This is a genomic window from Chitinophaga sp. (assembly GCF_035538455.1).
Taxonomy (GTDB): domain Bacteria; phylum Bacteroidota; class Bacteroidia; order Chitinophagales; family Chitinophagaceae; genus Chitinophaga.
This window is the reverse complement of sequence record NZ_DATLKJ010000153.1, coordinates 21,010-45,498: the sequence shown is the minus strand read 5'-3', so window position 1 is coordinate 45,498 and position 24,489 is coordinate 21,010. Positions and strand designations below refer to the sequence as shown.

The 24,489-nt window shown below is 45.0% G+C and carries 26 protein-coding genes; 15 read left to right on the top strand and 11 right to left on the bottom strand.

From position 1 onward, the window contains the following. Positions 1–111 precede the first annotated feature (111 nt). From VM802_RS18370 to VM802_RS18345, 6 genes are all read left to right on the top strand, one after another. On the top strand, positions 112–450 hold the full coding sequence (locus VM802_RS18370) for a winged helix-turn-helix transcriptional regulator (protein WP_325533172.1): 339 nt from the start codon (positions 112–114) through the stop codon (positions 448–450). A 120-nt stretch (positions 451–570) separates the two neighbouring features. Then, entirely contained in the window at positions 571–1,086 is a 516-nt protein-coding gene (locus tag VM802_RS18365; RefSeq protein WP_325533170.1) for a hypothetical protein, read from the top strand. Between the two features lie 2 nt (positions 1,087–1,088). Next, positions 1,089–1,298, top strand: coding sequence for a helix-turn-helix domain-containing protein (locus tag VM802_RS18360; RefSeq protein ID WP_325533168.1), 210 nt, complete (start codon positions 1,089–1,091; stop codon positions 1,296–1,298). A 79-nt stretch (positions 1,299–1,377) separates the two neighbouring features. Further along, positions 1,378–2,244: an ABC transporter ATP-binding protein gene (locus VM802_RS18355; RefSeq protein WP_325533166.1), complete on the top strand. Its 867-nt coding sequence runs from the start codon at positions 1,378–1,380 to the stop codon at positions 2,242–2,244. An 8-nt stretch (positions 2,245–2,252) separates the two neighbouring features. Beyond that, on the top strand, positions 2,253–5,420 hold the full coding sequence (locus tag VM802_RS18350; protein ID WP_325533164.1) for an ABC transporter permease/M1 family aminopeptidase: 3,168 nt from the start codon (positions 2,253–2,255) through the stop codon (positions 5,418–5,420). A gap of 160 nt (positions 5,421–5,580) precedes the next feature. After that, positions 5,581–7,926 carry an ABC transporter permease gene (locus VM802_RS18345; protein ID WP_325533162.1) on the top strand — a complete coding sequence of 782 codons (2,346 nt, stop codon included), beginning with the start codon at positions 5,581–5,583 and terminating at the stop codon, positions 7,924–7,926. Positions 7,927–7,957: 31 nt separating this feature from the next. Here the strand turns inward: VM802_RS18345 and VM802_RS18340 are convergent, their stop codons facing one another. Next, positions 7,958–8,620, bottom strand: coding sequence for a GNAT family N-acetyltransferase (locus tag VM802_RS18340; RefSeq protein WP_325533160.1), 663 nt, complete (start codon positions 8,618–8,620; stop codon positions 7,958–7,960). A gap of 64 nt (positions 8,621–8,684) precedes the next feature. Beyond that, positions 8,685–9,584, bottom strand: coding sequence for an MBL fold metallo-hydrolase (locus VM802_RS18335; protein ID WP_325533158.1), 900 nt, complete (start codon positions 9,582–9,584; stop codon positions 8,685–8,687). A 142-nt stretch (positions 9,585–9,726) separates the two neighbouring features. Between VM802_RS18335 and VM802_RS18330 the strand changes: the two genes are divergently transcribed. The 3 genes from VM802_RS18330 to VM802_RS18320 all read left to right on the top strand — a co-directional run bounded on the left by VM802_RS18330 (position 9,727) and on the right by VM802_RS18320 (position 11,349). Beyond that, positions 9,727–10,122 (top strand): winged helix-turn-helix transcriptional regulator, encoded by a 396-nt coding sequence (locus tag VM802_RS18330; RefSeq protein ID WP_325533156.1) that lies wholly within the window; start codon positions 9,727–9,729, stop codon positions 10,120–10,122. A gap of 215 nt (positions 10,123–10,337) precedes the next feature. After that, positions 10,338–11,105, top strand: a complete 768-nt coding sequence (locus VM802_RS18325; protein WP_325533154.1) for a basic secretory protein-like protein — start codon at positions 10,338–10,340, stop codon at positions 11,103–11,105. A 79-nt stretch (positions 11,106–11,184) separates the two neighbouring features. Next, complete coding sequence (locus VM802_RS18320; protein WP_325533152.1) at positions 11,185–11,349, top strand: hypothetical protein; 165 nt, start codon at positions 11,185–11,187, stop codon at positions 11,347–11,349. Here the strand turns inward: VM802_RS18320 and VM802_RS18315 are convergent, their stop codons facing one another. From VM802_RS18315 to VM802_RS18305, 3 genes are all read right to left on the bottom strand, one after another. Further along, entirely contained in the window at positions 11,350–12,267 is a 918-nt protein-coding gene (locus VM802_RS18315) for an HTTM domain-containing protein (protein ID WP_325533150.1), read from the bottom strand. Positions 12,268–12,274: 7 nt separating this feature from the next. Continuing rightward, a complete protein-coding gene (locus VM802_RS18310; protein ID WP_325533148.1) occupies positions 12,275–12,919 on the bottom strand; it encodes a hypothetical protein in 645 nt (214 codons plus the stop codon). Positions 12,920–13,003: 84 nt separating this feature from the next. Beyond that, the gene (locus tag VM802_RS18305; RefSeq protein ID WP_325533146.1) at positions 13,004–13,339 is read right to left on the bottom strand and encodes a hypothetical protein; all 336 of its coding nucleotides are present in this window, start codon (positions 13,337–13,339) and stop codon (positions 13,004–13,006) included. 359 nt (positions 13,340–13,698) lie between these two features. Between VM802_RS18305 and VM802_RS18300 the strand changes: the two genes are divergently transcribed. Together VM802_RS18300 and VM802_RS18295 are read left to right on the top strand one after the other, a co-directional pair. Further along, positions 13,699–14,472 carry a hypothetical protein gene (locus VM802_RS18300; RefSeq protein ID WP_325533144.1) on the top strand — a complete coding sequence of 258 codons (774 nt, stop codon included), beginning with the start codon at positions 13,699–13,701 and terminating at the stop codon, positions 14,470–14,472. Between the two features lie 220 nt (positions 14,473–14,692). Further along, positions 14,693–15,073: a hypothetical protein gene (locus VM802_RS18295; protein WP_325533142.1), complete on the top strand. Its 381-nt coding sequence runs from the start codon at positions 14,693–14,695 to the stop codon at positions 15,071–15,073. A 115-nt stretch (positions 15,074–15,188) separates the two neighbouring features. Here the strand turns inward: VM802_RS18295 and VM802_RS18290 are convergent, their stop codons facing one another. Next, positions 15,189–15,362: a hypothetical protein gene (locus tag VM802_RS18290; protein WP_414647104.1), complete on the bottom strand. Its 174-nt coding sequence runs from the start codon at positions 15,360–15,362 to the stop codon at positions 15,189–15,191. 540 nt (positions 15,363–15,902) lie between these two features. Here VM802_RS18290 and VM802_RS18285 point away from each other — a divergent pair. After that, a complete protein-coding gene (locus tag VM802_RS18285) occupies positions 15,903–16,196 on the top strand; it encodes an HU family DNA-binding protein (protein WP_325533140.1) in 294 nt (97 codons plus the stop codon). Positions 16,197–16,296: 100 nt separating this feature from the next. On the opposite strand, the gene VM802_RS18280 is transcribed toward VM802_RS18285, so the two are convergent. Together VM802_RS18280 and VM802_RS18275 are read right to left on the bottom strand one after the other, a co-directional pair. Continuing rightward, on the bottom strand, positions 16,297–17,244 hold the full coding sequence (locus VM802_RS18280; RefSeq protein WP_325533138.1) for an alpha/beta hydrolase family protein: 948 nt from the start codon (positions 17,242–17,244) through the stop codon (positions 16,297–16,299). 125 nt (positions 17,245–17,369) lie between these two features. Next, positions 17,370–18,248, bottom strand: coding sequence for a helix-turn-helix domain-containing protein (locus tag VM802_RS18275; protein WP_325533136.1), 879 nt, complete (start codon positions 18,246–18,248; stop codon positions 17,370–17,372). Positions 18,249–18,372: 124 nt separating this feature from the next. Between VM802_RS18275 and VM802_RS18270 the strand changes: the two genes are divergently transcribed. Further along, positions 18,373–18,648 carry an ArsR/SmtB family transcription factor gene (locus VM802_RS18270; RefSeq protein WP_325533134.1) on the top strand — a complete coding sequence of 92 codons (276 nt, stop codon included), beginning with the start codon at positions 18,373–18,375 and terminating at the stop codon, positions 18,646–18,648. 77 nt (positions 18,649–18,725) lie between these two features. After that, positions 18,726–19,916, top strand: a complete 1,191-nt coding sequence (locus VM802_RS18265; RefSeq protein ID WP_325533132.1) for an MFS transporter — start codon at positions 18,726–18,728, stop codon at positions 19,914–19,916. A gap of 185 nt (positions 19,917–20,101) precedes the next feature. Here the strand turns inward: VM802_RS18265 and gap are convergent, their stop codons facing one another. The 3 genes from gap to VM802_RS18250 form a co-directional block, all read right to left on the bottom strand. Next, positions 20,102–21,112, bottom strand: coding sequence for a type I glyceraldehyde-3-phosphate dehydrogenase (gene gap, locus VM802_RS18260; protein WP_325533130.1), 1,011 nt, complete (start codon positions 21,110–21,112; stop codon positions 20,102–20,104). A 16-nt stretch (positions 21,113–21,128) separates the two neighbouring features. Beyond that, on the bottom strand, positions 21,129–22,112 hold the full coding sequence (locus tag VM802_RS18255) for a GlxA family transcriptional regulator (RefSeq protein WP_325533128.1): 984 nt from the start codon (positions 22,110–22,112) through the stop codon (positions 21,129–21,131). Positions 22,113–22,802: 690 nt separating this feature from the next. After that, positions 22,803–23,426, bottom strand: coding sequence for a hypothetical protein (locus tag VM802_RS18250; protein ID WP_325533126.1), 624 nt, complete (start codon positions 23,424–23,426; stop codon positions 22,803–22,805). 198 nt (positions 23,427–23,624) lie between these two features. Between VM802_RS18250 and VM802_RS18245 the strand changes: the two genes are divergently transcribed. Next, positions 23,625–24,419 carry a winged helix-turn-helix domain-containing protein gene (locus VM802_RS18245; RefSeq protein WP_325533124.1) on the top strand — a complete coding sequence of 265 codons (795 nt, stop codon included), beginning with the start codon at positions 23,625–23,627 and terminating at the stop codon, positions 24,417–24,419. The last annotated feature ends 70 nt before the right edge of the window (positions 24,420–24,489 follow it).

Here is a 24,489-nt window from a genome sequence, read left to right as displayed (position 1 = left end):
TTAATGATGCAGTAAATGTATTTACATTTGTTTCCTGGCATGCGATACTATCCCGCCAGATAGCGCTATCCGGCGGGATAGTATCGTATTCAACTTAAATGCGACACCAAGATGCTTACAAACGGAAGATGCCCCAGCAATATGCTTTCCATCCGGGATGCATTGGAAGTGCTGGAAGGAAAATGGAAGCTGTTGATCCTGTTCTCACTGGCTTCCGGTCCGAAGAGATTTAAGGAGATTTCCCGGGAAGTAAACGGGATTACAGACAGGACGCTGTCCAAAGAACTGAAAAGCCTGGAAGAAAACAGGCTGGTGGTTAAACATGTCTATAATACCTTTCCGCCCGCTGTGGAATATACCATCACAGCGCATGGGCAGTCGCTTGGAAAAGTGATGGACGAGCTGCATTATTGGGGGCTTGCACACCGGAAGGAAATCATCGGGAAATAAAAATACCACTCCATATTCTATTATATTCATTCTTTCCAGGAGGGCAATTTTCTTAATTAATTATTGTTTTACGATAATTAATTACTATAATTGCAGTATTATTCTAAACTCAGGGAAAAAATGAACCGTGTAAAGACTGTCGCAAAAATATTGTTTTACATCAGCGGAATCTTAGCGTTTGGTTATTTCATCACGGCATTGTATGCCTTGATCTGTTTATTCACCAACACACATATAAGCCAGTTTAAAGGGGGTACATTTCTGCGCATTTTCTACCCATTCACGGAAGTGCCGTTTATGATTATTGAGAACAACCTGCCTTATATCATTTTCTCATTTCTGCTTGTCTTAAACCTCTATGGTTTGTTCTTCTGGCTGGCGGCCAGCGTATTCAGGGTGTTTTTTCAGCCTAAATTATTCACGCAGCAGAATCTTCTTCACCTGCGCAGGTTCTATCTGCTCAATTTATTTGCACCGGGCGTGGCAACGGCTTTAGCCAGCCGCTTTGTACCCGTGGAGAAAGAGGTGTGGGCATTGGTGATGATACATTTTTTCCTTGGTATCTTTACTTATTTTCTAGCGGTGATTTTCTCGCAGGGACTACATTTACAAAAAGAACAGGATTTATTCATATAGACATGCCAATTATTGTAAACATCGATGTAATGCTTGCCAAACGCAAAATGCAAAGCAAAGAATTGGCAGAAAAACTGGGGATCACGCCGGCGAACCTCTCTATTCTTAAAACCGGCAAGGCCAAAGGTATACGTTTCGATACCCTTGAAGCCATCTGCAAGATCCTGGAGTGCCAGCCCGGCGACATTATAGAGTACAGGGAAGAATCCTGATTATCATATATACAACCACCTTTGTAACAGCAACGTACGGACGTTGCATGACATTGTATTGTCTAAACACAGCTATAACATGAACCAGCTATCTATCAACCAGCTATCGCTTACCTATAAAAGTGGCATTAAAGCTGTGGACAATATTTCGTTGGAAATCACCAACGGGATGTTTGGTCTGCTGGGGCCTAACGGCGCCGGCAAATCATCGCTCATGAAGACGGTTGTGGGTTTGCAAAAGCCTGGCACCGGCGATATCTTCTTCAACGGAACAGATGTGGTTAAAAATCCCATGGGTATAAGAAAGCATCTGGGATACCTGCCACAGGATTTTGGTGTGTATTCTAAAGTATCCGCCTATGACCTGTTACAACATCTGGCAGTGCTTAAGGGCATTACTGATGCAGCTGCCCGCAGGCAACAAATCATGGGGTTGCTGGAGAAAGTTAACCTACTGCCTGTTCGCAACAGGGAAGTACATACTTTCTCCGGTGGCATGAAACAACGGTTTGGCGTGGCTCAGGCGCTGCTGGGCAATCCACAGATCATCATTGCAGATGAGCCTACTGCCGGTCTTGATCCGGAAGAGCGGAACCGTTTCAATACTTTGCTGAGCGAGATCAGTGAAAATATTATTGTCATATTGTCTACTCATCTCGTGGAAGACGTCCGCAATCTCTGTGCTCAGATGGCGGTTATCCATAAAGGCGCTGTATTGGCTGCTGGTAATCCTTCCGCAATGATCAAAGCACTCGAAGGAAAAATATGGACACGGAAGATTCAGGTTTCCGAATTGCCGGATTATCAGCACTACCGGATTATCAGTAACCAGCTGGTTGAAAAAGAGATGCATATTTCCGTGTATGCCGACACCCAGCCTGACGGCTTCTACGCTTCTGCACCTATATTGGAGCATGTTTACTTCCATACTTTATACCGTCAATAACTCCACTCATGAAACCTGTTTTCCTGTTTGATATAAGAGCCTGCGTAAAAAGCCGCATTGCTCCGCTGGCGATTATTTTATTGCTGGGCATGGGCCTGTTTGCAGGCCATCAATTTAATTTTAGCGCAGGTGAAGGCATTTACCTGAACGCACCCTTTACCATTGGGTTTGTGCTGGGGTTGCTCAGTTTGTCTGTTATCTTTATCGCTACTATCTTCGCCGCCAACCTGCTGTTCAAAGAATGGGACACACGGTTTGACCAGATACTGTTCACCACCTCTCTTCATAAAGACGGCTTTGCCACCGGGCGTTTTCTGTCGTTGTTCACGCTTACCGTTACCAGCTTTCTGTTGATCGTCGTTGGTTTTGCGGTGGGGCAGCAACTCAGAAGTGATGTTGCCTTATTACCGGGCGTGCATATGCAGCGTTACCTGTATCCCTTTGTCGTACTGGGCTGTATTAACAGCCTGCTGGTCTGCAGTTTTCTTTATCTTATTGCATGGCGTATGCGCAACAAGCTATTGATGGTAGTAGGCGGTCTGTTACTGTATGTATTGTACATGGTAGTGTTGCTTTTCTCCAATTCGCCGTTCATGGCGCAGAGCATGCCACAGTCGATGATGGCACAACAGATTTCTGCACTAACGGACCCCTTCGGGCTATCCGCTTATTTCCTCGAGAGCAGCAGCTTATCTGTGGTGCAGCGCAACACGGTAGTGGTACCACTCTCCGGGTATTTCCTGATTAACAGGCTGATAGTGCTGGCCCTCTCCATCCTCTGCATCACGCTGACCATCAAGCGGTTTTCCTTTACGGCGGCCAGTCGTCGTTTCCGCACAGCAAAGTGGCTGGCTGATGAAAATCCTGCATTGCATCAGCAGCCCTATCTGATAACCAACACGGTTCATAATGCGCTGTCGGCTTTACAAGCCGCATGGTCGTTTGCAAAAATGGATCTTATCTATACATTGAAAAGTATTCCGTTTATAGCAACAATCATCATCCTGCTTTTTGACATTGGCATGGAAATGTATGCTGCCATTGAAAAGGGAATCCGTTTGCCGCAACAGTACGCCAGTTCGGGATTAATGGCAGTTACGATCTCCAGGAATTTTCATCTGATAGGTTTATTACTGACCGTATATTTCGTGAATGAGCTATTTTGGAGAAGCAATGCAGCGCGATTCTCAGCTATAGAATATACCACTGTTGGCATACGGTCTAAGATATGGGGACACTTGCTCAGTAATGCGCTGCTGATTGTATGCTTTACTACCGCCACGATACTGCTGGGGCTTGCATTCCAGGCAGGATATGGATATACCGCCATAGACCCGGTAGCTTACGCTGGTGTATGGGTTTTCAATACGATGCCGTTAATCCTGCTGGCTGGTTTTCTGCTACTGATTAACCAGCTGGTATCACAGCGTTACATTGCCCTGGGGCTATCTTTACTGCTGACATTGATGATTGCTTCGCCACTTTCCGGTAAGTGGATAAGTATACCACTGCTCCGCTTCTTTTCAGACTTTACCGGTACCTACAGTGATTTCAATGGCTACGGACCCTACCTGGCTTCATTTCTGCTACGGCTTTTATTTGGCGGATGTGTTATTGGCGGGCTATGGTTTGCTTATCATACTATTAAAAACAAGCAGTTGAAATTCCGGTCTGTTATGTATTTCATGCTGCTCCTGCCGACCGGCTACTTCGCCGGGAAACAGTTCATGCAGGGCTATATTCCGAAGGACGGCCATGGCCAGCAGGAGGCGGCAGCCAGTTATGAAAAGAAATACCGGAAATATGCATCTATTCCTCAACCTGTTATTACAGCTGTTCAAACGAACATCCACCTGTATCCTAACAGAAACGGGTATACGATAACAGGTATCTATATCATTCAAAACAAAACGCAGGCATCAATCGATAACATCCTCCTCAACTTTGACGAGGACCTGCGTCTTGTCAAAGCCCGTTATTCTTCGTCGCAGGAATCGCTGGACATCCACCAGCATATATCAACATTGCAGCTAAAGCATCCATTACAAGCGGGCGACAGTGCGCATATCAGTTTTGAGATCTCGTATGAATGGCAGCCTGTCAACGGACATCAACCGTTCAATGCCATCATTGCCAATGGCTCGTTTATGCGGATCAGCCGGTACTATCCACAAATCGGTTATCAGCCGCAAAGGGAAATCACTGATAGTCTGGTACGGCAGCAGTTTGCGTTGGGTGCGCCTACGGAGACTCACAAGCTGGAAGCTCCGAGGCAAGAAAACCATTTTATTCACCTGGATATGACCATCTCAACGACACCGGACCAAATGGCGATAGGCACCGGGGAGCTGGTAAAGCACTGGCAGGAAAACGGCCGCAACTATTTTCGTTATACACCGGGAGAGCCGGTTCCCTTCCGTTTTGCCGTAGCTTCAGCCAGGTACGAAGTGAAACGCGCTACCTATAATGGCACTGACATCTACCTATATTATCATCCGCAACATGCTGAGAATGCGGAACAGCTCCTGGCCAATGCACAACAAACGCTGGACTATTGCACACAGCACTTTGGCCCGTATCCTTTTCATTCCATCACATTTGCAGAAGTACCTTCCTTTACCCGGGGCTTCGCTGCTACCGCATATCCAGCTGCCGTATTCATGCCGGAGCATATGATCTTCCATGCCAATGTGCATGCAGATAAGCAACAGGATGTGATCAATGAACTGGCCGGACATGAGCTATCACATATGTGGTGGGGTAACAACCAGATCGCTCCGGATGACCGGGAAGGCGCAGCTATGCTCACGGAAACGCTGGCCATGTATACGGAAATGATGTTGTACAAAAAAATGCATGGCAAGGAAAAGATGCTGGAAAGAATAGCCGTTCATCAGCAGATCTATGATACGGAAAAAGGGTACTCAGCAAACCGGCCCCTGTACAGAGTTACGGGTGAACAAACACACATCTCTTATTCGAAAGGGGCTGTAACGATGGTCAGGCTCAGTAACCTGATCGGTGAAGCAAAAGTAAACGAAGCATTACGGCTCTTTCTTGACCGGTATAAATATCCTGGCTCCGCACCTGTTTCAATAGACCTGATTTCCTCATTCCTGGAAGTCAGTGACGAAAAGTATCACCGGGAAATTAAGGCTATGTTTATGGAGATATGAATATAATTCACTTTTAGTCTTTGAGCTAATGCCGTGAGCAATTGTTCATAATCGTACACCAGTGTGCTGAAAGCGGACAATTGTAAACTGTAATGACCTGTAATATGGCTGTTGTCAGCAGTATTGTGGTATTGGCATTTTTTTAGCGCCAACCGTCATTATGTTCTACAATTACCTCAGGCTCGCTTTACGGAATCTCCGGCGTAACAAAGGATTCTCGTTTATCAATATCAGCGGATTGGCCATTGGTATGGCCAGCGCTATTCTCATCCTGCTATGGGCGCAGCATGAACTGGGCTTTGACCGCTTCCACGGCAAAGCCGACCGGTTGTACCAGGTATGGTCCAACGATAGCATCCAGGGGAAAATAAGATCTATGACCATGACGCCGGAGGTCATGGCGCCATCTTTAAAAACGGATTATCCCGAAGTAGAAGAGGCCTCGCGCGTGCGCTGGACACGCAATCTGCTGACCGGCCATAACCGGGAGACGCGGTTGCTCTCCTCCGGCGCTGTGGTGGACCCTGGTTTCCTCTCCCTATTTTCCTTTCCCCTGCTTGAAGGCAATGTAAGTACTGTGTTGAAAGATCCTAATGGTATTGTTATTACAGAGAAGCTGGCTAAAAAACTATTCAATACAACTGCGGCCACCGGCAAAGTTATTACGATGGGAAACGCGGTAAGTTACACGGTTACCGGTATTTTAAAAGACCTGCCTGATAATACACAGTTCAATTATGTGGAGTACCTGGTTTCCTATGAAAAGGAAAAGATAGATAAAGACTGGAGTAATTTTTCCATCTCTACGTTTGTGCTGCTGCGGCCAAACGCTTCTGCCACGCTGCTGAACAATAAAATAAAGCGCATCATCCGGGAACACACTACCCAGACAGGCACAGAAGCGTTTCTGTATCCCGTTACCCGGCTACGGCTATACGACCAGTTTGAAGATGGCAAGCCCACGGGCGGGCGTATCACGATAGTGCGGACATTTATCATTGTGGCGATTTTCATTCTGCTGATTGCCTGCATCAACTTCATGAACCTTTCAACAGCACGTAGTGCCAGGAAAGCCAGGGAAGTAGGTGTACGGAAATCCATCGGTGCGGTAAAAGGTTCACTTATATTCCAGTTTCTGACGGAATCGTTGCTGTTGGCTACCATTGCAGGGTTGCTGGCATGGGGGATTGTAGCGGTAAGTCTACCTTCCTTCAATCAGTTTACGGGTAAGGTGTTACGCCTGGAATACGGCAATATTTATTACTGGCTCACGGGCATTTCGTTTATCCTGTTCACGGGATTGCTGGCAGGTAGTTATCCGGCATTCTTTCTCTCTGCCTTTAAGCCTGTAGCAGTGCTGAAAGGGCTGAGCCGGCGCCCGCATAGGTGGATAACACCCCGTAAAGCGCTGGTGATACTGCAATTCACTTTTGCCACCATACTGATCATCTGCACTATCATTATCAGCCGCCAGATAAAATACGGGCAGGAAAGAAAAACAGGCATTGATATGCAGAACCTGGTGCACATCTTTATGAACGACGAGATGAGTGAACATTTCAGCCTGATCAAACAGGAGTTGATCTCATCAGGTTATGCCAGTTCTGTAGCCAAAGTGATGGCGCCCCTTTCTGAAAACTGGGCTTATGGGCTCAGTCTGAGCTGGCCGGGGAAGCCTCCGGGAACGAAAGTACAGATCAACCGTTATACTTCTGAAGGTGATCTGGTAAAGACTTCCGGTATGCGCCTGCTCCAGGGAAGAGATATTGATATTAAAGCCTATCCGACAGATTCATCCGCCTGTCTGATCAATGAAAGCGCTCTTAAACTGATGGGGTTCAAAGATCCTATTGGCCAGCGGATCTACGATGATCCTGACTACTGGCACATAGTAGGCGTGGTAGAGGATTTTATACAGGAGTCGCCATATATGCCGGTGAAGCCTATCATTATTAAAGGGCCTAAGAGCTGGATGGGTACGATACTGGTAAAGCTCAATGAGCCGGTAGCAGCGAATATTGCGGGAATGGAAAAGGTGTTCAAAAAGTATAATCCTGCTTATCCCCTGGAATATAAATTTGCGAGTGATACCTATGCCAACAAATTCGGGAATGAACGGTTCACTGGTAAGCTGGCGGGTCTTTTTGCGGGATTGGCCATCTTTATCTCCTGCCTCGGACTATTTGGGCTGGCGGCATTCATGGCTGAGAGCCGCTTCAAGGAAATCGGTATCCGGAAAGTTCTGGGTGCTTCTATTGCCAGTATTACGATGCTGCTCTCACGGGATTTCATACAGCTGGTTATCGTTGCTTTTATCATTGCCACTCCGTTTGCCTACTGGATCAGCAGCAGGTGGCTGCAGGATTTTTATTACAGGATCAGCCCCAGTATATGGGTCTTTGCCGGCGCTGGTGCGCTGACAATTATTATTGCACTGTTGACAGTCAGCTCGCAGGCTATCAGGGCGGCGTTGACCAATCCGGTGAAAAGTCTTAAAACAGAGTAGCCATTACCGTTATAGCGGATACCACGAATAATCATTGGGGATCGGTTACGGGACCAGGTATTACTGCGGAGGTGTACAGGCTGTATAATTTCCAGCCTAAGGAAGTGTACAGCATCTGCCCTTCTTCTGTGGCTACCAGGATACTTTTCGTATATCCGTTAGCGGTGGCCACGCTTTCAAGGGTTTTCATCACGATGGTGCCCAGCCCTTTCCTACGGTGCGCCGCTTCAGTGGATATGCGGTCATAAATTGCCAGATCGTCCACAAATATGATCCGGCCGCTTGCTGCTAAGTTCCCTTCGCCGGTTAGTATTTTCACCAGATTGTGGGTTTGCTGCATGTCTGTTTCTATATAATATCCATGCGGTAATCTTATTGCTCCGGCAGGCATAGGGTCAGCCATCGTCATCATATATCCCTGGGGTTGTATTTCCCACCGTGATGGCAAAATATCCTTCAGCGCATCAGGCGGCGCACATACTTTCAGGAAAACCCAGTGATCATGAATGGCATCGGCCAACCGGATAATATCTCCCGTGAGTGCAGGAAAAACATAACGGCGTTGCTGTTCTGGCCAGCCTACATCTACAGAGAAGCCAGTATCATATCTGACGGGCAGTGGCAGACCACGTGACATTGACCAACCTGTAAGCCATTTTTCCACAACTACGGGAGATATATTATCAGGATACATAAGCGTAAAATGCCGTTAATGGTGGAATAAATTTACCATATTATGCATTCCCTGAAAAATGGAATCACTCCGCAGCCGCTCCTTTTCTGACCAGTTTTGGGTAAAGCAGCGTCTCTCCTTCGTTTGGGACGATAATTCTGGTTGTTAACTTTTCGTTACGGACATATGTTCTCAGCGCCTCCTTTGAAAGGCTACAGTGATTGATTGCATCCATATGCACAGCTATGATGGTTGATCCGGGCAGCAGTTGTGTGATTTGTTTCAGTTCGGTGGCGGTTAGCGTCATGGTGATACCAGGGGCCAGAACGGGGTTCTCTTTTGTAAACTGACATTCACCGGTGTTGGCAATGATCAGCGGCGGGTGTGTAGCATTCAGTGTGGTTTTCATACGATCGTCGAGGATGGCATCTCCTGTAATGAATACCGTGTTCTTTTCTTCCTGCAGTAACCAGGAGGATGATTCACCGAATGGCAGCGAGCCAGTAGCGCCGGGGTAATGGCGGGCCAGGAACCTGGAAATAGTGTACCCCTTCCAGCTGAAAGAACTGTCGACTACCTGTGTATTTACAAATCCTTTCTCCTTTAATTTAATATCGTCGCCAGGCTGGCAGAAGATCAGTATGTTCCGCGGCAGTATCCTTTCCGCTTCTCCATCAAAATGATCCGGGTGATAATGAGTAAGTAAGATAGCGTCCACATCTTTCAGGGCTTCTTCTTTGCTGAAGGGCAGCGCGATGGTAGGGATCTTTCGCCCATCGGCGAACATGATGGGAGGTTCAGTGCCTTTATCGGCCAGTATGGGATCGATGAGGATCTTTGCCTGCCGGCCGGCGATCTTTACGGTAGCGCTTCGGATAAGCTGAATGGTCAGCGGGCTGTCATGTTCAATACCTGTTACCGGGGATGCGGCCTTTGTTGTAATGATACAGAGCAGCATGGCGGCAAGGAATGTTAGTTTTTTCATCTGGTATTCGTGATTTTATTTGCCGCAAACGTATATTTTTACAGGGCGTCTATCAAGTAGTTACGTTTTCGTTCGATACGTACTTTTTGGTAGGTTTTGTTGATAATCATTGATCTGGAGAAACAAATATTCTTAAAAAAATATGAGGAACCCAAGACTACATTGTCCGTTGACGTCCGCGGTGAAAGCTGTCAGCGGCAAGTGGAAGCTGTATATATTAAGCCTGATGTCTGATGGAGAGGCGAAAAGATATGGGGAGTTTAAGAACACCTGTGAGCCTATTACTGAGAAAATGCTTACCAGCCAGTTGAGAGAGCTGGAGCGGGATGGAATTATATCCCGGAAGGTATATCCTGAGGTACCGCCGCGGGTAGAATACTCGCTGACTGATCTGGGGAGAAAGCTGTGTGTGGTATTTGATGTGTTATATGATTGGGGTATTGATTATATGAAAGAGATGAAGCCTGATGAATTTTATCGTTTTAAAAAGATCACTGCTGATTTAGACAATGTAGTAAGTAAAGATGCAGTAGAATGATGATTGAAACCGATTGCTAACAGTTGTATTGCAAAATCGATATAGATAGGTATTACAGCCGGTGGCGAAAAAGTGTGGTTTTCCTGTGTTTGTTAAATATATTGATCTAAAAAATTTATCAATTTCACGTATAAAATTTAGGAAAATAAAAATAATTCATCTAACTTGACATCGATCGCCTGATTTATCAGCCCCTATTGAAACCCAAATTCTACATGAAACATCCACTGAAGTATTGCATCATCTTCGCTGCTGCAACTACGCTGTTATTCTCTTCATGCAGTAAATCAGCACTTGTATCTCCTGATCTGCAGGACAACCATGCCAATGCATCCGTAGAAAAACAAAAGGGCATCAATGCTGCCGCCACTACTCCTGTCGGGACTGTTATCTATACCAGTAACGGCTATACGCTTACCTTTATCAACAAGGATGGCACATTTGACGATGCAGAACGTCAAAGATTTATAAACACATTCTTTACTGTTTATCCAAAATTGCTAAATCGTTTTTTTCCAGGAGCAACCAAGAATGTAACTTTTGTTATCGATCCGAATTATGATGGAGTGGCAGCCACTTCCGGTAACCAGGTTGTGTATAAGTCTGGCTGGTTCCGTGACCGCCCTGAAGATATAGATGTGGTGACACATGAAGTGATGCATATTGTGCAGGCCTACACTGGCAATACTCCCGGCTGGCTCACTGAGGGCATTGCCGATTATGCCCGCTATAAATATGGTGTTAATAATGGTCCTGCCGGATGGGGACTGCCCAACTGGTCATCTTCACAACACTATACTAATGCCTATGGCGTTACTGCGCGCTTTCTCGTGTGGCTCGAACGTCATGTGCGCAGTTCTATCGTAGAAGATCTGAACACCATCCTACGGAATAAAACCTATTCAAACAATACGTGGAACCAACTTACCGGAAAATCTGTAGATCAGTTATGGGCTGACTATTCTGCCAACCCCGCTTTATAATATTTCAACTTATAATAGTGTTGCCTTGATTATTCTCTAACCCGGGGAATGATGAAACAGTCGATCAACTCTTTCGGCAATGCTATTTTTATACCGGTTACCGGCAGCCGACCACTGGTTGCCCGGTAGCCGGGTATTGCATTTTGATATGCGACCGGGAGGCAAATGGGTATTTACTATGCACGGGCCTGATAAGGATTTTGACAGGCTGGAGGTTGAATTGCAGAAGATGAGCAACCTTTGACTATGCCGGATTGCGTTTGTACCTGGCCTCCAGGTTCGCGACAACAGGTACTCTCTGCTTTATAAATGTGAATGCCCGTTTATACTCTCCGTTGGTAAAAAACAGACCGTAGGTAAGGATAAATATGATCTGGAAACCGTAGATCATCATAAAAATATAAATCCCCATATGCAGGCATGTGCCTACTATTATCAATGGTATTCTTAATTTCCTGATCCAGATAAGGACGGGGAAGTACAGCTCAAAGAGGATGGTTACATAGGTTGTTACCAGCACTATCCACCCATTGGATACAATAGCATCATTATAAGATGTGCCTTTAAAGCGATCCAGTGAGAACGTGTAATAGGTGGCCACACCATTATACCATACGTCTGCATGTGCTTTGGAAATACCGGAAATAAAATAGGCGAGGCAGAGATGAAACATGATGGAATAAGCGGCCAAGTTGGTCAGCATATTAGAGATGGCCGGATCCTTTTTCTCTCTATTGTTTTTGAAGAGTACCAAGTATTGAAATGTGTCGGCAAAGCTGAGATAGAGCAATATAAATTTGAGCAGGTTATCGCCACCATTGAGGTTGACATTATTCAGCCGGTGAAACAGCTCTACCGAAAGGAATACAAGGGCAGCGGTAGCATTTCTGCCGATACCCAACAGGTAAAGGAATATCAGTGTAGTATATACGATGATAAGAAAGAAGTAATGCTCATGGAGGTAATGGATATTGATGCCGAGGCTTGTCATCAGCACATCGTTCTGAGCAACCAGGAAGCTTTTAGTGCCGTATAGCAGGTCCAGGCTGGTCCAGTTGATAGCCAATTCTTTCAACAGCCACAGGCAAATCGCCACACGAAGGAAAGACAGGTAGACGGACCTGGAATTTGTTTGTGTAAGATGACGGAGCAGGGTATTCATGACCGGTTTAATTATTTAATGAGGCGGAATAGAAGGGCGATTCAAAGACCAGCACTTCTTCAGTTTTAGCATTTTTATTATTTCTGTCTTTAAACTTCGGGAGGTTCTTCTGGGAGAGTACCATCTTAAATTCCTGGTCTGCCGGATTGAGGTTATTTTTTAAAGCTACCATTACGCCATATCGCTTCAATGTTCTGATAGCCTCGCTGGTATTATTATTTTGCCAAGTCAGGGTCAGTGTTTTTCTGCTGATAAAGCTGTCGGAAGAATCGGGGAAGATATACTTCACTAATCTGACATTTTCGCGTTGAATGTCTTTCAATCCCAATACTGAATTATTGACGGCATAATCCAGCAGATTCTCTTCCTGATTGAAGGGAGCTTTCAATTGTTTCTGTGTGGTTATTTGCCTGATCACTTCAAATGTGTGCTGCTGTCGTGATTTCTTATCCCTGATAACGTAGTATAACCGGTCGTTGAACTGAGGTGGTGGTGCAAAGAATGACCAGCGCTGATAGAACAGCCGGTCAAAAAAAGCGCGCTGTTCTCCGAACTCGATTTCAAAATAATTCTCCGGCATAGTGAATAATATGGTGCTCATCCAATAAAGCAGGAAACAGGAAAGCATGGCAAACAGATAAAGCTTTTTCATAACACGCGATATTCGAAAGGTTTGTGCTGCAGGAAGGAAGCTGCATATACCGCGCTTCCTTCCTTTTTGTTAAACCATTGGCAACTAGTCAAGGGAAGACAGTTTTGCGCCTTTTATAGCGGTTTTGCTGGCACCAGATTTTTCTGCTTCCTGTCGGCCGACCAGAAGGTGATAAAGATATCCGGTGGCCACAACTGTAGCTCCTATTGCAGCAGGCGTCTCCGGACAAGCCAATGCGAGGGCTATCGTTGGCGTAACAGCGGCCTGGGTATTAAGATCTACTTTGTTTGTTTCGATCTTATCAGCCCTGGCGAGGCCAATGTTCTTTTCACTGTCATTGGTTTTTGCGGAGGCCACAGAGATAACAGAATACACACATGTGGCAATGCCTAACAGCAAGGCAAATTTTGCTTTTCTCATGGTTCGATATTTGAATTGTTAAGAAGACTTGGGTGTCGGTACAATGCGGTGGGCTAATGCGTATGACCTGCCTGGTTAACTTACGGGTTTCTCTATTTATTTTTTGATCCAAAAATCTGAGTTTTTAGCACGGTGCTCATCTATGGTTGGCCTTCTGATATTGGCTAAGGGTTGATTCAACTTTCGAAACTTCTGTAATATCTTTCACCCGAAATGTATTCCGACAGCAGCAATATTCTGCACCAGATTATTTTCCTAAAAAACATTTTCCTACTTTATGCAAAATCAATAAAAATTGACGGACATTTGAATTAAAATATCCACTCAAAAAAACTCCTTCACCCCCAATCACAAACATCATGAAATCCTTATCCCTCTTGGTACTGATATGCTATAGCAGCATAGCCTTCGGGCAACAACTTAATGCCGTTAAAGATGATCTGCAGGAAACTGCGAAACGGATACATGCTAATGGTAACTATAGTCAAGGCAAGCCAGATTCTCTTGATTTTCTCAACACGCTGTTCGAAAAAAAGTTACTTTACTATACGGCCCATATCCCCGCTATGCTCACAACTAATCTTGGAGAGTTGAGTCCATTATACTTCCAGACAGTAACCACTGACAATAATCGACTGAAGATATACAGTTGGGATACAGAAGCAGGAGGCACTATGCATTTTCTCAGAAATGTGTTCCAATATAAGTCGGGTAATAAGTTACGTTCCGTTACTTTGAAAAAGAAAGGCTGGAAGTATGCAGGAGAAGACTATGTATCTCTCTACACCATGAAAAACAAGGGAAAAACTTACTATTTAGGTGTTTACCTGGCAACCTATTCCAATAGAGATTCGCATGAGGGTATCAAAGTTTTTGAGATAAAAAACAATCGGCTGAAAGATAATGTAAGATTGATAAGGACAAAGAAAGGGTTAAAAAGCCAACTCGGTTTCACCTACGATTTCTTTTCGGTGTATAAGAGAGAGGAGCGCCCTATCATACTGACCAAGTTTGATCCAGCTACAAAAACTATCAGCATCCCCGTTGTAAAACAGGATGGTACCGTTACTGATAAGAATATCCGGTACCGGTTCACCGGAGAATATTTCAAACGTGTAACGTCGGGAAAATAATTCATGTAAGAGATCAGTCTAAGTCATCCGGGGCATAGCCCCGGATGCTTCTGTATTGCCCTGATTACCTCTTTTTTTATCGCTGAATAACCGACGGCAGGAAGGTTTCCGTTAGCTGGATTTTTAATACCGTTAATGAAGGAAACTTTTATTTTAAAGTGTATATGGCGAAGTTTGACTGTCTGACTTTTCTCTTAGTTAACCATTTAAAACAAGTTTTATGTTTAAGTTCTTCCTTTGTATTACACTACTTTCCTGCCTGACAGCTCTTTCTGCAAGCGCAAAAAAAGATAGCCATGAATGGGAATTCCCTGATGGCAGTGTATGGATCATTGACACTGAATATACAATAGGGCTTGACGGGATACCTCACGGCAGCTCCCACATCATCGTTATAGATGGTAACGGCAACAGTCTCAGCTGGGATGTTGTTTTCAGTGCAAGAGTTGTAAAAGGTGTTGATGAAAGAGCCAACAACCTGTTGCTCAAATTTCCGGATATTGCCCCGGCCTTGATTGACAGAATTTATCAGCTCCAAGCCTCCCTGGTAATTTCCACCCGGAACAGGTTTGTGCAACCCGGCATGCTGTTACGATCCTGAAATGCTTATGCTGTAGCATGATTCTTTAGCCTGGAGTAAGCTAACGGGGGTAAATATCCTGTTAGCTTACTTTGCACCTTACACGGGATACTGCCTACGCATGTAGTCTTTTGCCTCACAGGTACGCCAGTAACTCCTTTGGGCGGTCAGTCTGTATGACATTTTCACCCTGGTTAATTACCCATCCCCAATGCGCATCCGGATCACTCATTGCCTTTTCGTCTGTATGCCCCTCACACAGCTCACTCCATAGTGTATTGATCTGTATCGTACCCCCTTCTTCCACCATACCTCCGTGTCCCTGCCTCCGCGATGTGCGGTTGTTAAAACATATCCTGGCTTAGGGTGAAGAAAATGCTCCAGCACGCTCTCCGGCGTTCCTGTACGGGAAGATTGGACCAGAACCGCTGAGCCGGAAAGGATCAGGCAGGCTAACAATAGTACTCTCCTATTTTTGCGTAATTGATAAAATAAGTGAAATGCTGACATACAGGGGCTCCTGGGCTCATAAATCATAGTCCCCGAAAACTCCGCATGAAATTAATTTTTCACCATAACGCCTATATTATGTAATTGTAAACATCGCTGAGGGGGCGCATCTCAGGGTGCGACAAAATCCAGTATGGTGGCCGTTTCACCTAATATTCGGCCAACCGTTTGGGGTAACGGATTTCAAGATTTTCCGAACATTGCGTCGTAAAAAATTGTTAAAGTACTTGTTTCAATGGGGTGACAGGTGAAAAAATAATGCAGCAACCATGTGTATTTTATGCAAAGCCTTCATATATTTGACAAAACTCCCATTATAATTCACTGTAAATTTTAAAAAATGAACAAAGCAGAACTGATTGATGCCATTGCCCAGGGCGCAGGTATCACTAAAGCACAGGCTAACGAAGCCATCGACACATTCACTTCATCTGTTGTAAAAGCAGTTAAAGGTGGTGATAGCGTAACGCTGGTAGGTTTCGGCACTTTCTCTATTACTGAGCGTGCTGCACGTAACGGCCGTAACCCACAGACAGGCGAAATCATTAAGATTAAAGCCAAGAAATCTCCTAAGTTCAAAGCTGGTAAAGATTTCTCTGAAGCGGTTAACGGAAAAGCGGCTAAGAAAAAATAATTCAACTTTTTCCAATCGCTGATTGACTTAGAAGCCGCGCTAGGCGCGGCTTCCTTGTTTATACCCTTTTTCGTGTGACAGCCACAGCTGCACTATACACTTACTTACCTTCCACTTTACCCGGCGAATCCGGACTATCCATCAACCAGGTGCAAGCCTCTTCCCAGGCGGTATCCCCGGGGAAGAGTGAGCTGCGGAGGTAGGCCCAGGTAAGCCGCTGTACAGCAGCAACCCGCTCGGGGTTCTCGTCTGTAGTTTCAGTTACGAGATAGCCAGAAATCCCACCCAGCAGATGTTCTCCACCAAACAGCGTCACCAGCCACCTGGTTCCCGGACTCAGTGTATACGCATCCGTGAACCAATCCGGCCCGCGGACAGTCAGCGGTGAATTGTCCTGATCTCCTGCAATAATGAGCGTTGGCGTAGTCATTTCAGCATAGGCAGGGTTCAGATATGGAAAGTGTTCGGCAGCAAACGGGCTGAGGTCGTTCCCACCGCGGCCTGCAGCACATAGCAATATGCCTGTTTTTATCCTTGGATCAGACATGTCTTCGCCTACTTTACCATCTGGGTTGATCATGCCTGCCCCCAGTAACATTCCGACGGTCTGAGCACCGAATGAATGCCCCACTGCCGTAATACGGCTCCGGTCCAGACGGCCTTTCAGCCCTGGAATGGCATCTTCGATCAGGTCCAGCTGGTCGAGGGTGTTCTTCATATCTTCCACACGAAACCGCCAGATCAACGGGGTACGCGAATCATCCGGGCTAAGTCCCAGCGTTCTTGCATCCAGAAAAGTGGGTTGGATTACCACGAAGCCGTGGGCTGCCCAGAAATTTACGAGCGGTGCATATCCGTCCAGTGAAGAGCCATAGCCATGCGCGAAAACAATAACGGGCAGATCGTTCCCGATAACCGGCGCGGAAATACGTATCTTAAGATCTTCGCCACGGTATGGTGCAGACAACACCACCGGGCTGACAGAGATGACAGGGGTTGAAGCCGTAGTTCTCACAATATCCGGCGCAGATAATACTCCTTTTTCCATGAACTTTGTAATGTATAGTTTAAAGTAAAAATCAGTCCTGACGACTGACTGATTCAGTTATCGATACAAAGCTCCTGTTAAACGGCTGGTATTTTTAACGGGAATCAAACGAAAAATTATGATTTTCATACTTTCCCATTCTTCTTCCTGAAGGAATTGGGAGTGATGCCGGTTATTCTTTTGAAGTAATTGTTGAAGTAGCTGGGATACTCAAAACCCAGACCATAAGCGATATCCGTCACGTTCCAGTTGGTATGCTGCAATAGCGCTTTAGCCTCAGCGGCTATACGTTCTGCGATGTGTACAGATATGGGTTTGCCGGTAACTTCCTTGACGGAGCGGTTAAGATAATTGACATGAACCGCCAGGTTGTCGGCGAAGTCCTGCGCAGTTCTCAATTCCAGCGGACTGGCGACCGTTTCCACCGGGAACTGTTTTTCCAGTAACTCCATGAATAAATTGGTGATCCTCGTGGCGGCGTTCCTTTGCTTTGGCTCATGCAGGGGCTGAGCACTCAATGCTTCATGAATAATGAGGTCTACACAGCTTCTCAACATTTCATCCTTTCGCTCATAATCACCGTTGTAAACAGACAACATTCTCTGGTAAAGCCCTTCAATAAATGCCGTCTGTTCTTTATTCACCGGGATTGCCGGCACGCCGTTAAAACGGAACACGGGCGAATTCAGCAGGCTGTCTTTCCGTTCCCGGCTCCCGATAAAATCCTCTGTGAACAGGCAGGCATACCCTTTCTGCTCCGGGGAGCGGTGTTCGCAGGAATATGGTATATGCGGGTTCCCGAAAAACAGGAAAGTGTCATTTATATGGATGGACTGGTCGCCGTAGCAGATGTCCATGTCGCCGGTAGCCAGTACTATTTTATAAAAATCTCTTCTTCCGTAAAGCAGGGAAGCGTAGGCCGGCCCGGTAATCTCCTGGACTTTAAAACCTTTCAGGTTGGCATTACGAAAGGCAGCGGCCCCACATTCAGGATGGCTTTTCATACAACAAAATTAAGGAAATCAAACCTTTCAGCATGCTGATATTGAGAATACACCAGGGAAGCCACAAATAAAAACATTTGTATATTTCGATATGTTGATCTAACTTTGTGTTATAATCAGCCGTATGGATAACAAGAGAATTGAGAAAATATCCCGGGCTTTGAGTGATGCGAACAGGATTACCATTCTGCAGAAATTTAAAAAACGTAAAGACTGTCTCTATTGTTCTGAAGTAAATGAAATGCTTAATCTCACTCAACCCGCCGTTTCACATCACCTGAAACAATTGGTAGATGCAGATTTGCTGATTTCAGTAAAAGAAGGCAGAGAGATCAAGTACATCCTGAATGAGAAGGTACTTAGCGAGTATGTCAAATCCCTTGGCACTTTAATGGATTAATTTTTTGGAAACCTGACTATATATTTTCTTAGTCCTTTATCAATTGAAACATTTAAATATTCAAATTTATTTACCAGATGAAAAAGTGGATTTACTCACTGGCCTTCGGAGCTTTTGGCATTATTACAACCGAGTTTGGCGTTATTGGTATTTTGCCCGTGCTGGCAAAAGAATTCAATGTTTCCATTGATACGGCGGGGTGGTTATTGAGCGCATTTGCGTTGACAGTAGCAGTTTCTTCGCCCTTCATAACGGCATTTACTGCCAAAATAAACCGTAAACTTTTAATGTGCCTTGTATTAGGCGCCTTTGTTCTGTCGAATCTTCTTTCTGCTTTCTCCCCCAATTTTACGGTGTTGATGATTGCGAGGGTGCTACCTGCGTTTCTGCATCCGTTATTCTGGAACATTTCATTGGCAATAGCTTTTAAGGAGGGCGGGGCCAAGGCAGTTTCTACAGTAATGACGGGTCTTAGCATTGCCACTGTACTGGGAGTTCCGATTACTACTTACGCGGCAGAATATTTTAACAACTGGCAGGCGTCATTTTTCCTGTCGAGTGTGATCAGCCTGATTGCCTTCCTGGGATTGTTATTTTTCGTTCCTTCTTTGCCCGCTGAAAAAGGGCAGGAATCACAAGGTCAGTCGCACGTACTGAAGAACCCGCAATTGTGGCTCAATCTTCTTTCAACGATTCTGACACTCGCTGCCATGTTCTCCAGCTACGGTTACCTGGCTGCTTATCTCGAAAAGGTAAGTCATATGAACGGCGCCCAGATCAGCATGATGCTGCTGCTATTTGGCGGCATGGGTATATTGGGTAACTGGATAGCAGGCATTGCTTTAAGTAAGAACATTAAGCTTTCCGCGAGGTCGTTCTTTGTTTTATTGATCGGCATTCAGCTGCTGGCTTATTTCTTCGGCAGTATTTTTATTCCGATGGTTATTATTCTTTCGCTGTGGGGACTGGTACATACCGGAGGTTTCCTGGTGCCTAATATCCGTACTACCAGGAACATCCCTCATAATGCACTGGAGTTTGTAAACAGTCTTTTGACCTCCTCCTATAATATTGGGATATCATTAGGCGCCACATTGGGTGGTATTGTGATAGCGCGGTATGGCGTTCAGGCGGTGGTATGGATGAGTATTGCACTGCTTGCACTGACATTCGGCATTAGTTTTATTTCGTTGGAAAGGAAAGAAAGCGAAACGACGGAGAAAGAAGCAGCCGATGAAGTAGAAAACCCTGTGATGATAATGGAATAACTGTTACGTAAAAATCATAGCAACCTGAAAAAGGACAGGATGGTATCGAACCATTCTGTCCTTTTAAGTTAATTACCCTGAGCAATTTCTTAATCAATTCTTATACTGTCAAACGCTTTTTCCGTAGCGTGTTCTTTAACTCCCCAAGACCCGGCAGCATAACTTCTCGGGATGAGTTGTATTTATCAGGCCTCTACCAGGCTATTTGCCTTAGTGGCCAGTTCAACTGTTAATTCAGCGATCCTATTCGAAATACCTACTTCGTTATCGTACCATGAAACAATTTTCACCAGTTTATCGATGGAACGGGTTAACGCACCGTCAACGATGGAAGAGTGAGTATTCCCCAGTATATCAGCGGACACCAGTGGTTCCTCTGTATACTCCAATACGCCATTTAATGTGGTGTCAGCATGATGTTTCAGAAATTCATTGATCTCCGCAGCGGATGCGCGTTTCACCAGGTTCAACGACATATCAGCTATGGAACCATCGATCACAGGCACACGGTATGAAAAACCATCCATCTTTCCTTTCAACCCGGGCAACACATCACCGATTGCTTTTGCAGCGCCGGTAGTGGTAGGGATAATGGATTGGGTGGCAGCCCGTGCCCTTCTGAAATCTTTATGTGGCCCATCCTGCAGCATCTGGTCCATGGTAAAAGCATGCACAGTACTCATGAAACCCGATTCAATACCGTATTCCTTATCGAGCAGATATAATACCGGTGCAATACAGTTGGTGGTGCATGATGCTGTAGAAAGGATTTCATCTGCTTCTGTGATCTGATTGTTATTCACGCCCATTACGATCGTTTTCACATTACCGGTAGCGGGTGCAGTGATCAATACTTTTTTCGCACCTGCGGCGAGGTGCAATTGCGCCCCTTCCTTCTGGGTAAAACGGCCTGTTGATTCGATCACTACGTCTATCTGCAAGTCCTTCCACGGTAATTTTTCCGGTGCGCGCTCACTCAGCAATAAGATCTTCTGACCATTCACTACCATATATTGATCCTTCAATTCTACCGTGCCAGCAAACTTTCCGTGCGAGGTGTCATATTTGAAAAGATGTGCCAGCAGTTTACTGTCTGTCAGGTCATTGATGGCAACTACTTCTACGTTTTTTTTGTTCTGTAACGCTCTTAAGGTCATCCTGCCGATGCGTCCGAATCCGTTAATAGCTACTTTCATAATAATATATTTTACGTTAGTCTTCTATAGTCTGTAGTGAAGTCCTGAATGAACGACGGTAGTCGCTGGGTGATACATTCATGTGGCGGATGAATGTGCGCCGCATGGAGATCAATCCGCCCAGTCCGCATTTTTCTGCAATCTGATCTATACTCAGGTCACTGTCTTCCAGATACCGGCGTGCCACTTCCACCCGCACTTTTTCTACAAATTTGGCGGGTGTAACACCTGTCTCTTTCAGGAACACCCTGGTAAAATTACGCACGCTCATATTGCTGTGCCGGGCCAGGTGTTCTATATGCAGATCTTCTTCCAGGTGCCGGATCATCCAGGTATATAATTTTCCACCAATGGAATTTTCCATGCGCTGAATTTCAAGTAACCTGCTGAATTGCGCCTGATACCCCGGCCGTTTCAGTTGTAATATCAGTCTGCGCGCAATTTGCAACGCCACTTCCCGGCCATGGTCTTCTTCCACCAATGCAAGCGCCAGATCGATCCCGGAGGATACGCCCCCCGAAGTATATACATTGGCATCGCGGGTAAAGAAGGGATCCGTATCCACCTTTACGCTGGGATAACGTTGCTGAAACTGCCGGCTGTATTCCCAATGTGTGGTGGCTTGCTTTCCGTCCAGAATACCTGCTTCTGCCAGGGCATAAGCACCTACACATATAGAACAGATGCGGTTCACCTTGGGGTAAATGTCTTTCAGCCATTGAAAAAACCGCCCGCCCTTTTCCAGTAATGGCATCGAGAAGCCAGCTATGATCAGTGTATCGATCGGTTGCGTAATGCCCGTAACGGTAACCGGGCAGTGTAGCTCCACACTACTCTTGGTAGGTATCTTCTTCGTATTGACCGGTGATGCCAGCAGTATCTCGTACCCACCGTTACCATCCAATATCTTGTCGGCCGCAGCAAACACATCACAAGGGGCAGCTACATCAAGCAGGAAGATACCTGGCATAGGCACAACAACGATTAGCTTCTTTTTCATCCTTGTCATATAACAAAAATAGAACGAATCCCGGATAGCCCAAATGACATATTTTATACAATTCCGGCCATCTACTCAATACCAGCATTTGCGGTATTAAGCAGATGGCCGGAATTGAGAACAACTATTTTTTAGCCCTCTGCTGACATAATGTTGTCTATCAGTCATTAATAATGGTAGTCGCGAAAATGACGGCTACCATTATTAAAACCCGCTTAAACTGCACATTTTCTACATATTTCAGATTCGAGGTTTTCTCCTAAATAGCTGGCCCATTAATAGCAAGACCCTCTCTGGTTGTAAAATGTTGGAACGATTTCCCATTGTAATAATAGACGCCTGAATCAGTGGAAGCGAACCAAAGGTTTCCGTGTCGATCTTCCACAACATCCCGGAATCTGTACGAACCTATTTTACTATTTGTGAGATTATTCAACGATTTTCCATCGTATCGCCCCCCCGTGATGCAGTAATCAAAATGGTGCCATTCCTTCCTTGCCTTACATTCCGAACCATACTCATGGGTACCATGGAGGTAGCCGCCTCTTTAAGTTGAGACTCAGAGTAGCCATTGTGCCCTTTACTGAAATTATCTTGTGGTACGTTTGTTTGGTTTTGTCCACAGGAGGAGTGAAAAAACAAACACCAGGAACAAAGCATATACCTGTGCGTATTTCATAATTTATTTACTCAGCAACCGCCTTTGCGGAGGGCACGTTTATAAATTATTTTACTATCCCGTTCTACATAGTCGCCCGATACTATTGGATATGAATACTTGGGCGCGTACGATACACCATGGCTTTTTATAATTATCTTGTCGTTAACTTTCAGGCTATGCAATTGCTGAAACTCATTGCCAGAATTTTCCAGTCCAAAACTAAGAATATAGTCGTCACCATTAATCCTGACCATTACTCCGAAACCTAATCGTGAGCCTGGCGGAAGAGAAAGAGAGGTTACAACAGCCTCCATATTGGAAGAAGCACTTATCTGGTTACCTATTTTAGCAGCACTGACAAGCACTTTTTTACCTTCGGGAGACGCTTCCCATTTTTTGAACTTTATACCGGCAGGGGTAGCCTCCCATCTTTTCCTTTCGGCTTTCATTTCAGCAGCAGAGAGTGGCTTAGGGATTGATTTTTTAGAAGTTTCATTTTTGATTTCGCGATTAGCAAATACTAATCCGCTTACTACAACCAGCGGTAAGATCAGCGCATAAATAACTCTTTTCATATTTTTTGCAGGTTTAATTGACATAGATTTATCTCCTGATAAATCAGATCCGTTTAAGGCATTTTTTTTATTTTTCATATCTTACAAAATTGATTTCAACGAAATTAACTCCCTACCTTTCAGCCTGGAAATCTGGATTGTAAATAATAATGTAACCTTTGTAAATAAATTGTAAATGGTATGTCGGATAGCCGAAATCTCCTCTCCGGGAAACGCAAGTACCTGTTCGGATTGATACTACTCTCGTTTATCTCCATAATCTGTGTGACTTTCGGCATGAAAGGAAGCGATGATTTTGACATCGCCAGAAGGGAAGTTTTACTCCGCAGAATCGGACATGAACTGCTTTTACAGTCGGGCGACAGTACTTCAAGGGTACTTCCAGTAAAAACGATTGGAGAGAATGAATACCGGATCAGCTTTGAGAATGCTTTTACTTTTCAACCCGACTCACTTGTAAATACTACGCAACGTTTATTAGCCAAAGATCCGTTCGCACGTGATTATGTTGTTAACGTACTTAACTGTGGCAACGCCAGTGTAGCCTATGGATTTGCTATTTCCGCAAGTAAAAAAGATGATATTGTAGCATGTAGAGGGAGAAAGCAACCCACAGCATGCTATATGGTGGACATTAAGTTTAAACCGGCGGACATAAATATTGTAAAGAAGGTATCCCTCTTGGGCAGCCTGCCGGTTTTAGCATTTGCCGGTTTTATTTTTTTAAGATCTGTTAAGCGGCGAAAAGTTTTACCCGACGTTCAGGATACCGGTATGTTTACTTTGGGTGCTGTGTTGTTCGATGCGAAAAATCAGAAGCTCATAATAAATGAAAAGACAATAGACTTGACCAAAACTGAAACCCGTGTACTACGCATTTTTGCGTTGTCTCCCAACGAGGTTATAGAACGAAGCCAGCTCCAAAAAGAGATATGGGAAGATGAAGGTGTTATAGTAGGCCGCAGCCTTGATGTGTTCATATCAAAACTCAGGAAAAAACTGGAATTTGATCCGAATATCAAAATTGTTGTTATACGCGGCAAAGGTTATAAACTTGAAATTAAGTCTTAAGAAGAATCTCCCCGTCCAAAACCGGTCAGTTTCTCTACTGGGGAAATAAAAGAAGGTGTAGCAAAAATAT

Bases quoted from the DNA above. Each gene is read 5' to 3' on its own strand.
- VM802_RS18370 (WP_325533172.1), top strand. From the start codon at position 112: ATGCTTACAAACGGAAGATGCCCCAGCAATATGCTTTCCATCCGGGAT.
- VM802_RS18365 (WP_325533170.1), top strand. From the start codon at position 571: ATGAACCGTGTAAAGACTGTCGCAAAAATATTGTTTTACATCAGCGGA.
- VM802_RS18360 (WP_325533168.1), top strand. From the start codon at position 1,089: ATGCCAATTATTGTAAACATCGATGTAATGCTTGCCAAACGCAAAATG.
- VM802_RS18355 (WP_325533166.1), top strand. From the start codon at position 1,378: ATGAACCAGCTATCTATCAACCAGCTATCGCTTACCTATAAAAGTGGC.
- VM802_RS18350 (WP_325533164.1), top strand. From the start codon at position 2,253: ATGAAACCTGTTTTCCTGTTTGATATAAGAGCCTGCGTAAAAAGCCGC.
- VM802_RS18345 (WP_325533162.1), top strand. From the start codon at position 5,581: ATGTTCTACAATTACCTCAGGCTCGCTTTACGGAATCTCCGGCGTAAC.
- VM802_RS18340 (WP_325533160.1), bottom strand. From the start codon at position 8,620: ATGTATCCTGATAATATATCTCCCGTAGTTGTGGAAAAATGGCTTACA.
- VM802_RS18335 (WP_325533158.1), bottom strand. From the start codon at position 9,584: ATGAAAAAACTAACATTCCTTGCCGCCATGCTGCTCTGTATCATTACA.
- VM802_RS18330 (WP_325533156.1), top strand. From the start codon at position 9,727: ATGAGGAACCCAAGACTACATTGTCCGTTGACGTCCGCGGTGAAAGCT.
- VM802_RS18325 (WP_325533154.1), top strand. From the start codon at position 10,338: ATGAAACATCCACTGAAGTATTGCATCATCTTCGCTGCTGCAACTACG.
- VM802_RS18320 (WP_325533152.1), top strand. From the start codon at position 11,185: ATGCTATTTTTATACCGGTTACCGGCAGCCGACCACTGGTTGCCCGGT.
- VM802_RS18315 (WP_325533150.1), bottom strand. From the start codon at position 12,267: ATGAATACCCTGCTCCGTCATCTTACACAAACAAATTCCAGGTCCGTC.
- VM802_RS18310 (WP_325533148.1), bottom strand. From the start codon at position 12,919: ATGAAAAAGCTTTATCTGTTTGCCATGCTTTCCTGTTTCCTGCTTTAT.
- VM802_RS18305 (WP_325533146.1), bottom strand. From the start codon at position 13,339: ATGAGAAAAGCAAAATTTGCCTTGCTGTTAGGCATTGCCACATGTGTG.
- VM802_RS18300 (WP_325533144.1), top strand. From the start codon at position 13,699: ATGAAATCCTTATCCCTCTTGGTACTGATATGCTATAGCAGCATAGCC.
- VM802_RS18295 (WP_325533142.1), top strand. From the start codon at position 14,693: ATGTTTAAGTTCTTCCTTTGTATTACACTACTTTCCTGCCTGACAGCT.
- VM802_RS18290 (WP_414647104.1), bottom strand. From the start codon at position 15,362: ATGGTGGAAGAAGGGGGTACGATACAGATCAATACACTATGGAGTGAG.
- VM802_RS18285 (WP_325533140.1), top strand. From the start codon at position 15,903: ATGAACAAAGCAGAACTGATTGATGCCATTGCCCAGGGCGCAGGTATC.
- VM802_RS18280 (WP_325533138.1), bottom strand. From the start codon at position 17,244: ATGGAAAAAGGAGTATTATCTGCGCCGGATATTGTGAGAACTACGGCT.
- VM802_RS18275 (WP_325533136.1), bottom strand. From the start codon at position 18,248: ATGAAAAGCCATCCTGAATGTGGGGCCGCTGCCTTTCGTAATGCCAAC.
- VM802_RS18270 (WP_325533134.1), top strand. From the start codon at position 18,373: ATGGATAACAAGAGAATTGAGAAAATATCCCGGGCTTTGAGTGATGCG.
- VM802_RS18265 (WP_325533132.1), top strand. From the start codon at position 18,726: ATGAAAAAGTGGATTTACTCACTGGCCTTCGGAGCTTTTGGCATTATT.
- gap (WP_325533130.1), bottom strand. From the start codon at position 21,112: ATGAAAGTAGCTATTAACGGATTCGGACGCATCGGCAGGATGACCTTA.
- VM802_RS18255 (WP_325533128.1), bottom strand. From the start codon at position 22,112: ATGAAAAAGAAGCTAATCGTTGTTGTGCCTATGCCAGGTATCTTCCTG.
- VM802_RS18250 (WP_325533126.1), bottom strand. From the start codon at position 23,426: ATGAAAAATAAAAAAAATGCCTTAAACGGATCTGATTTATCAGGAGAT.
- VM802_RS18245 (WP_325533124.1), top strand. From the start codon at position 23,625: ATGAAAGGAAGCGATGATTTTGACATCGCCAGAAGGGAAGTTTTACTC.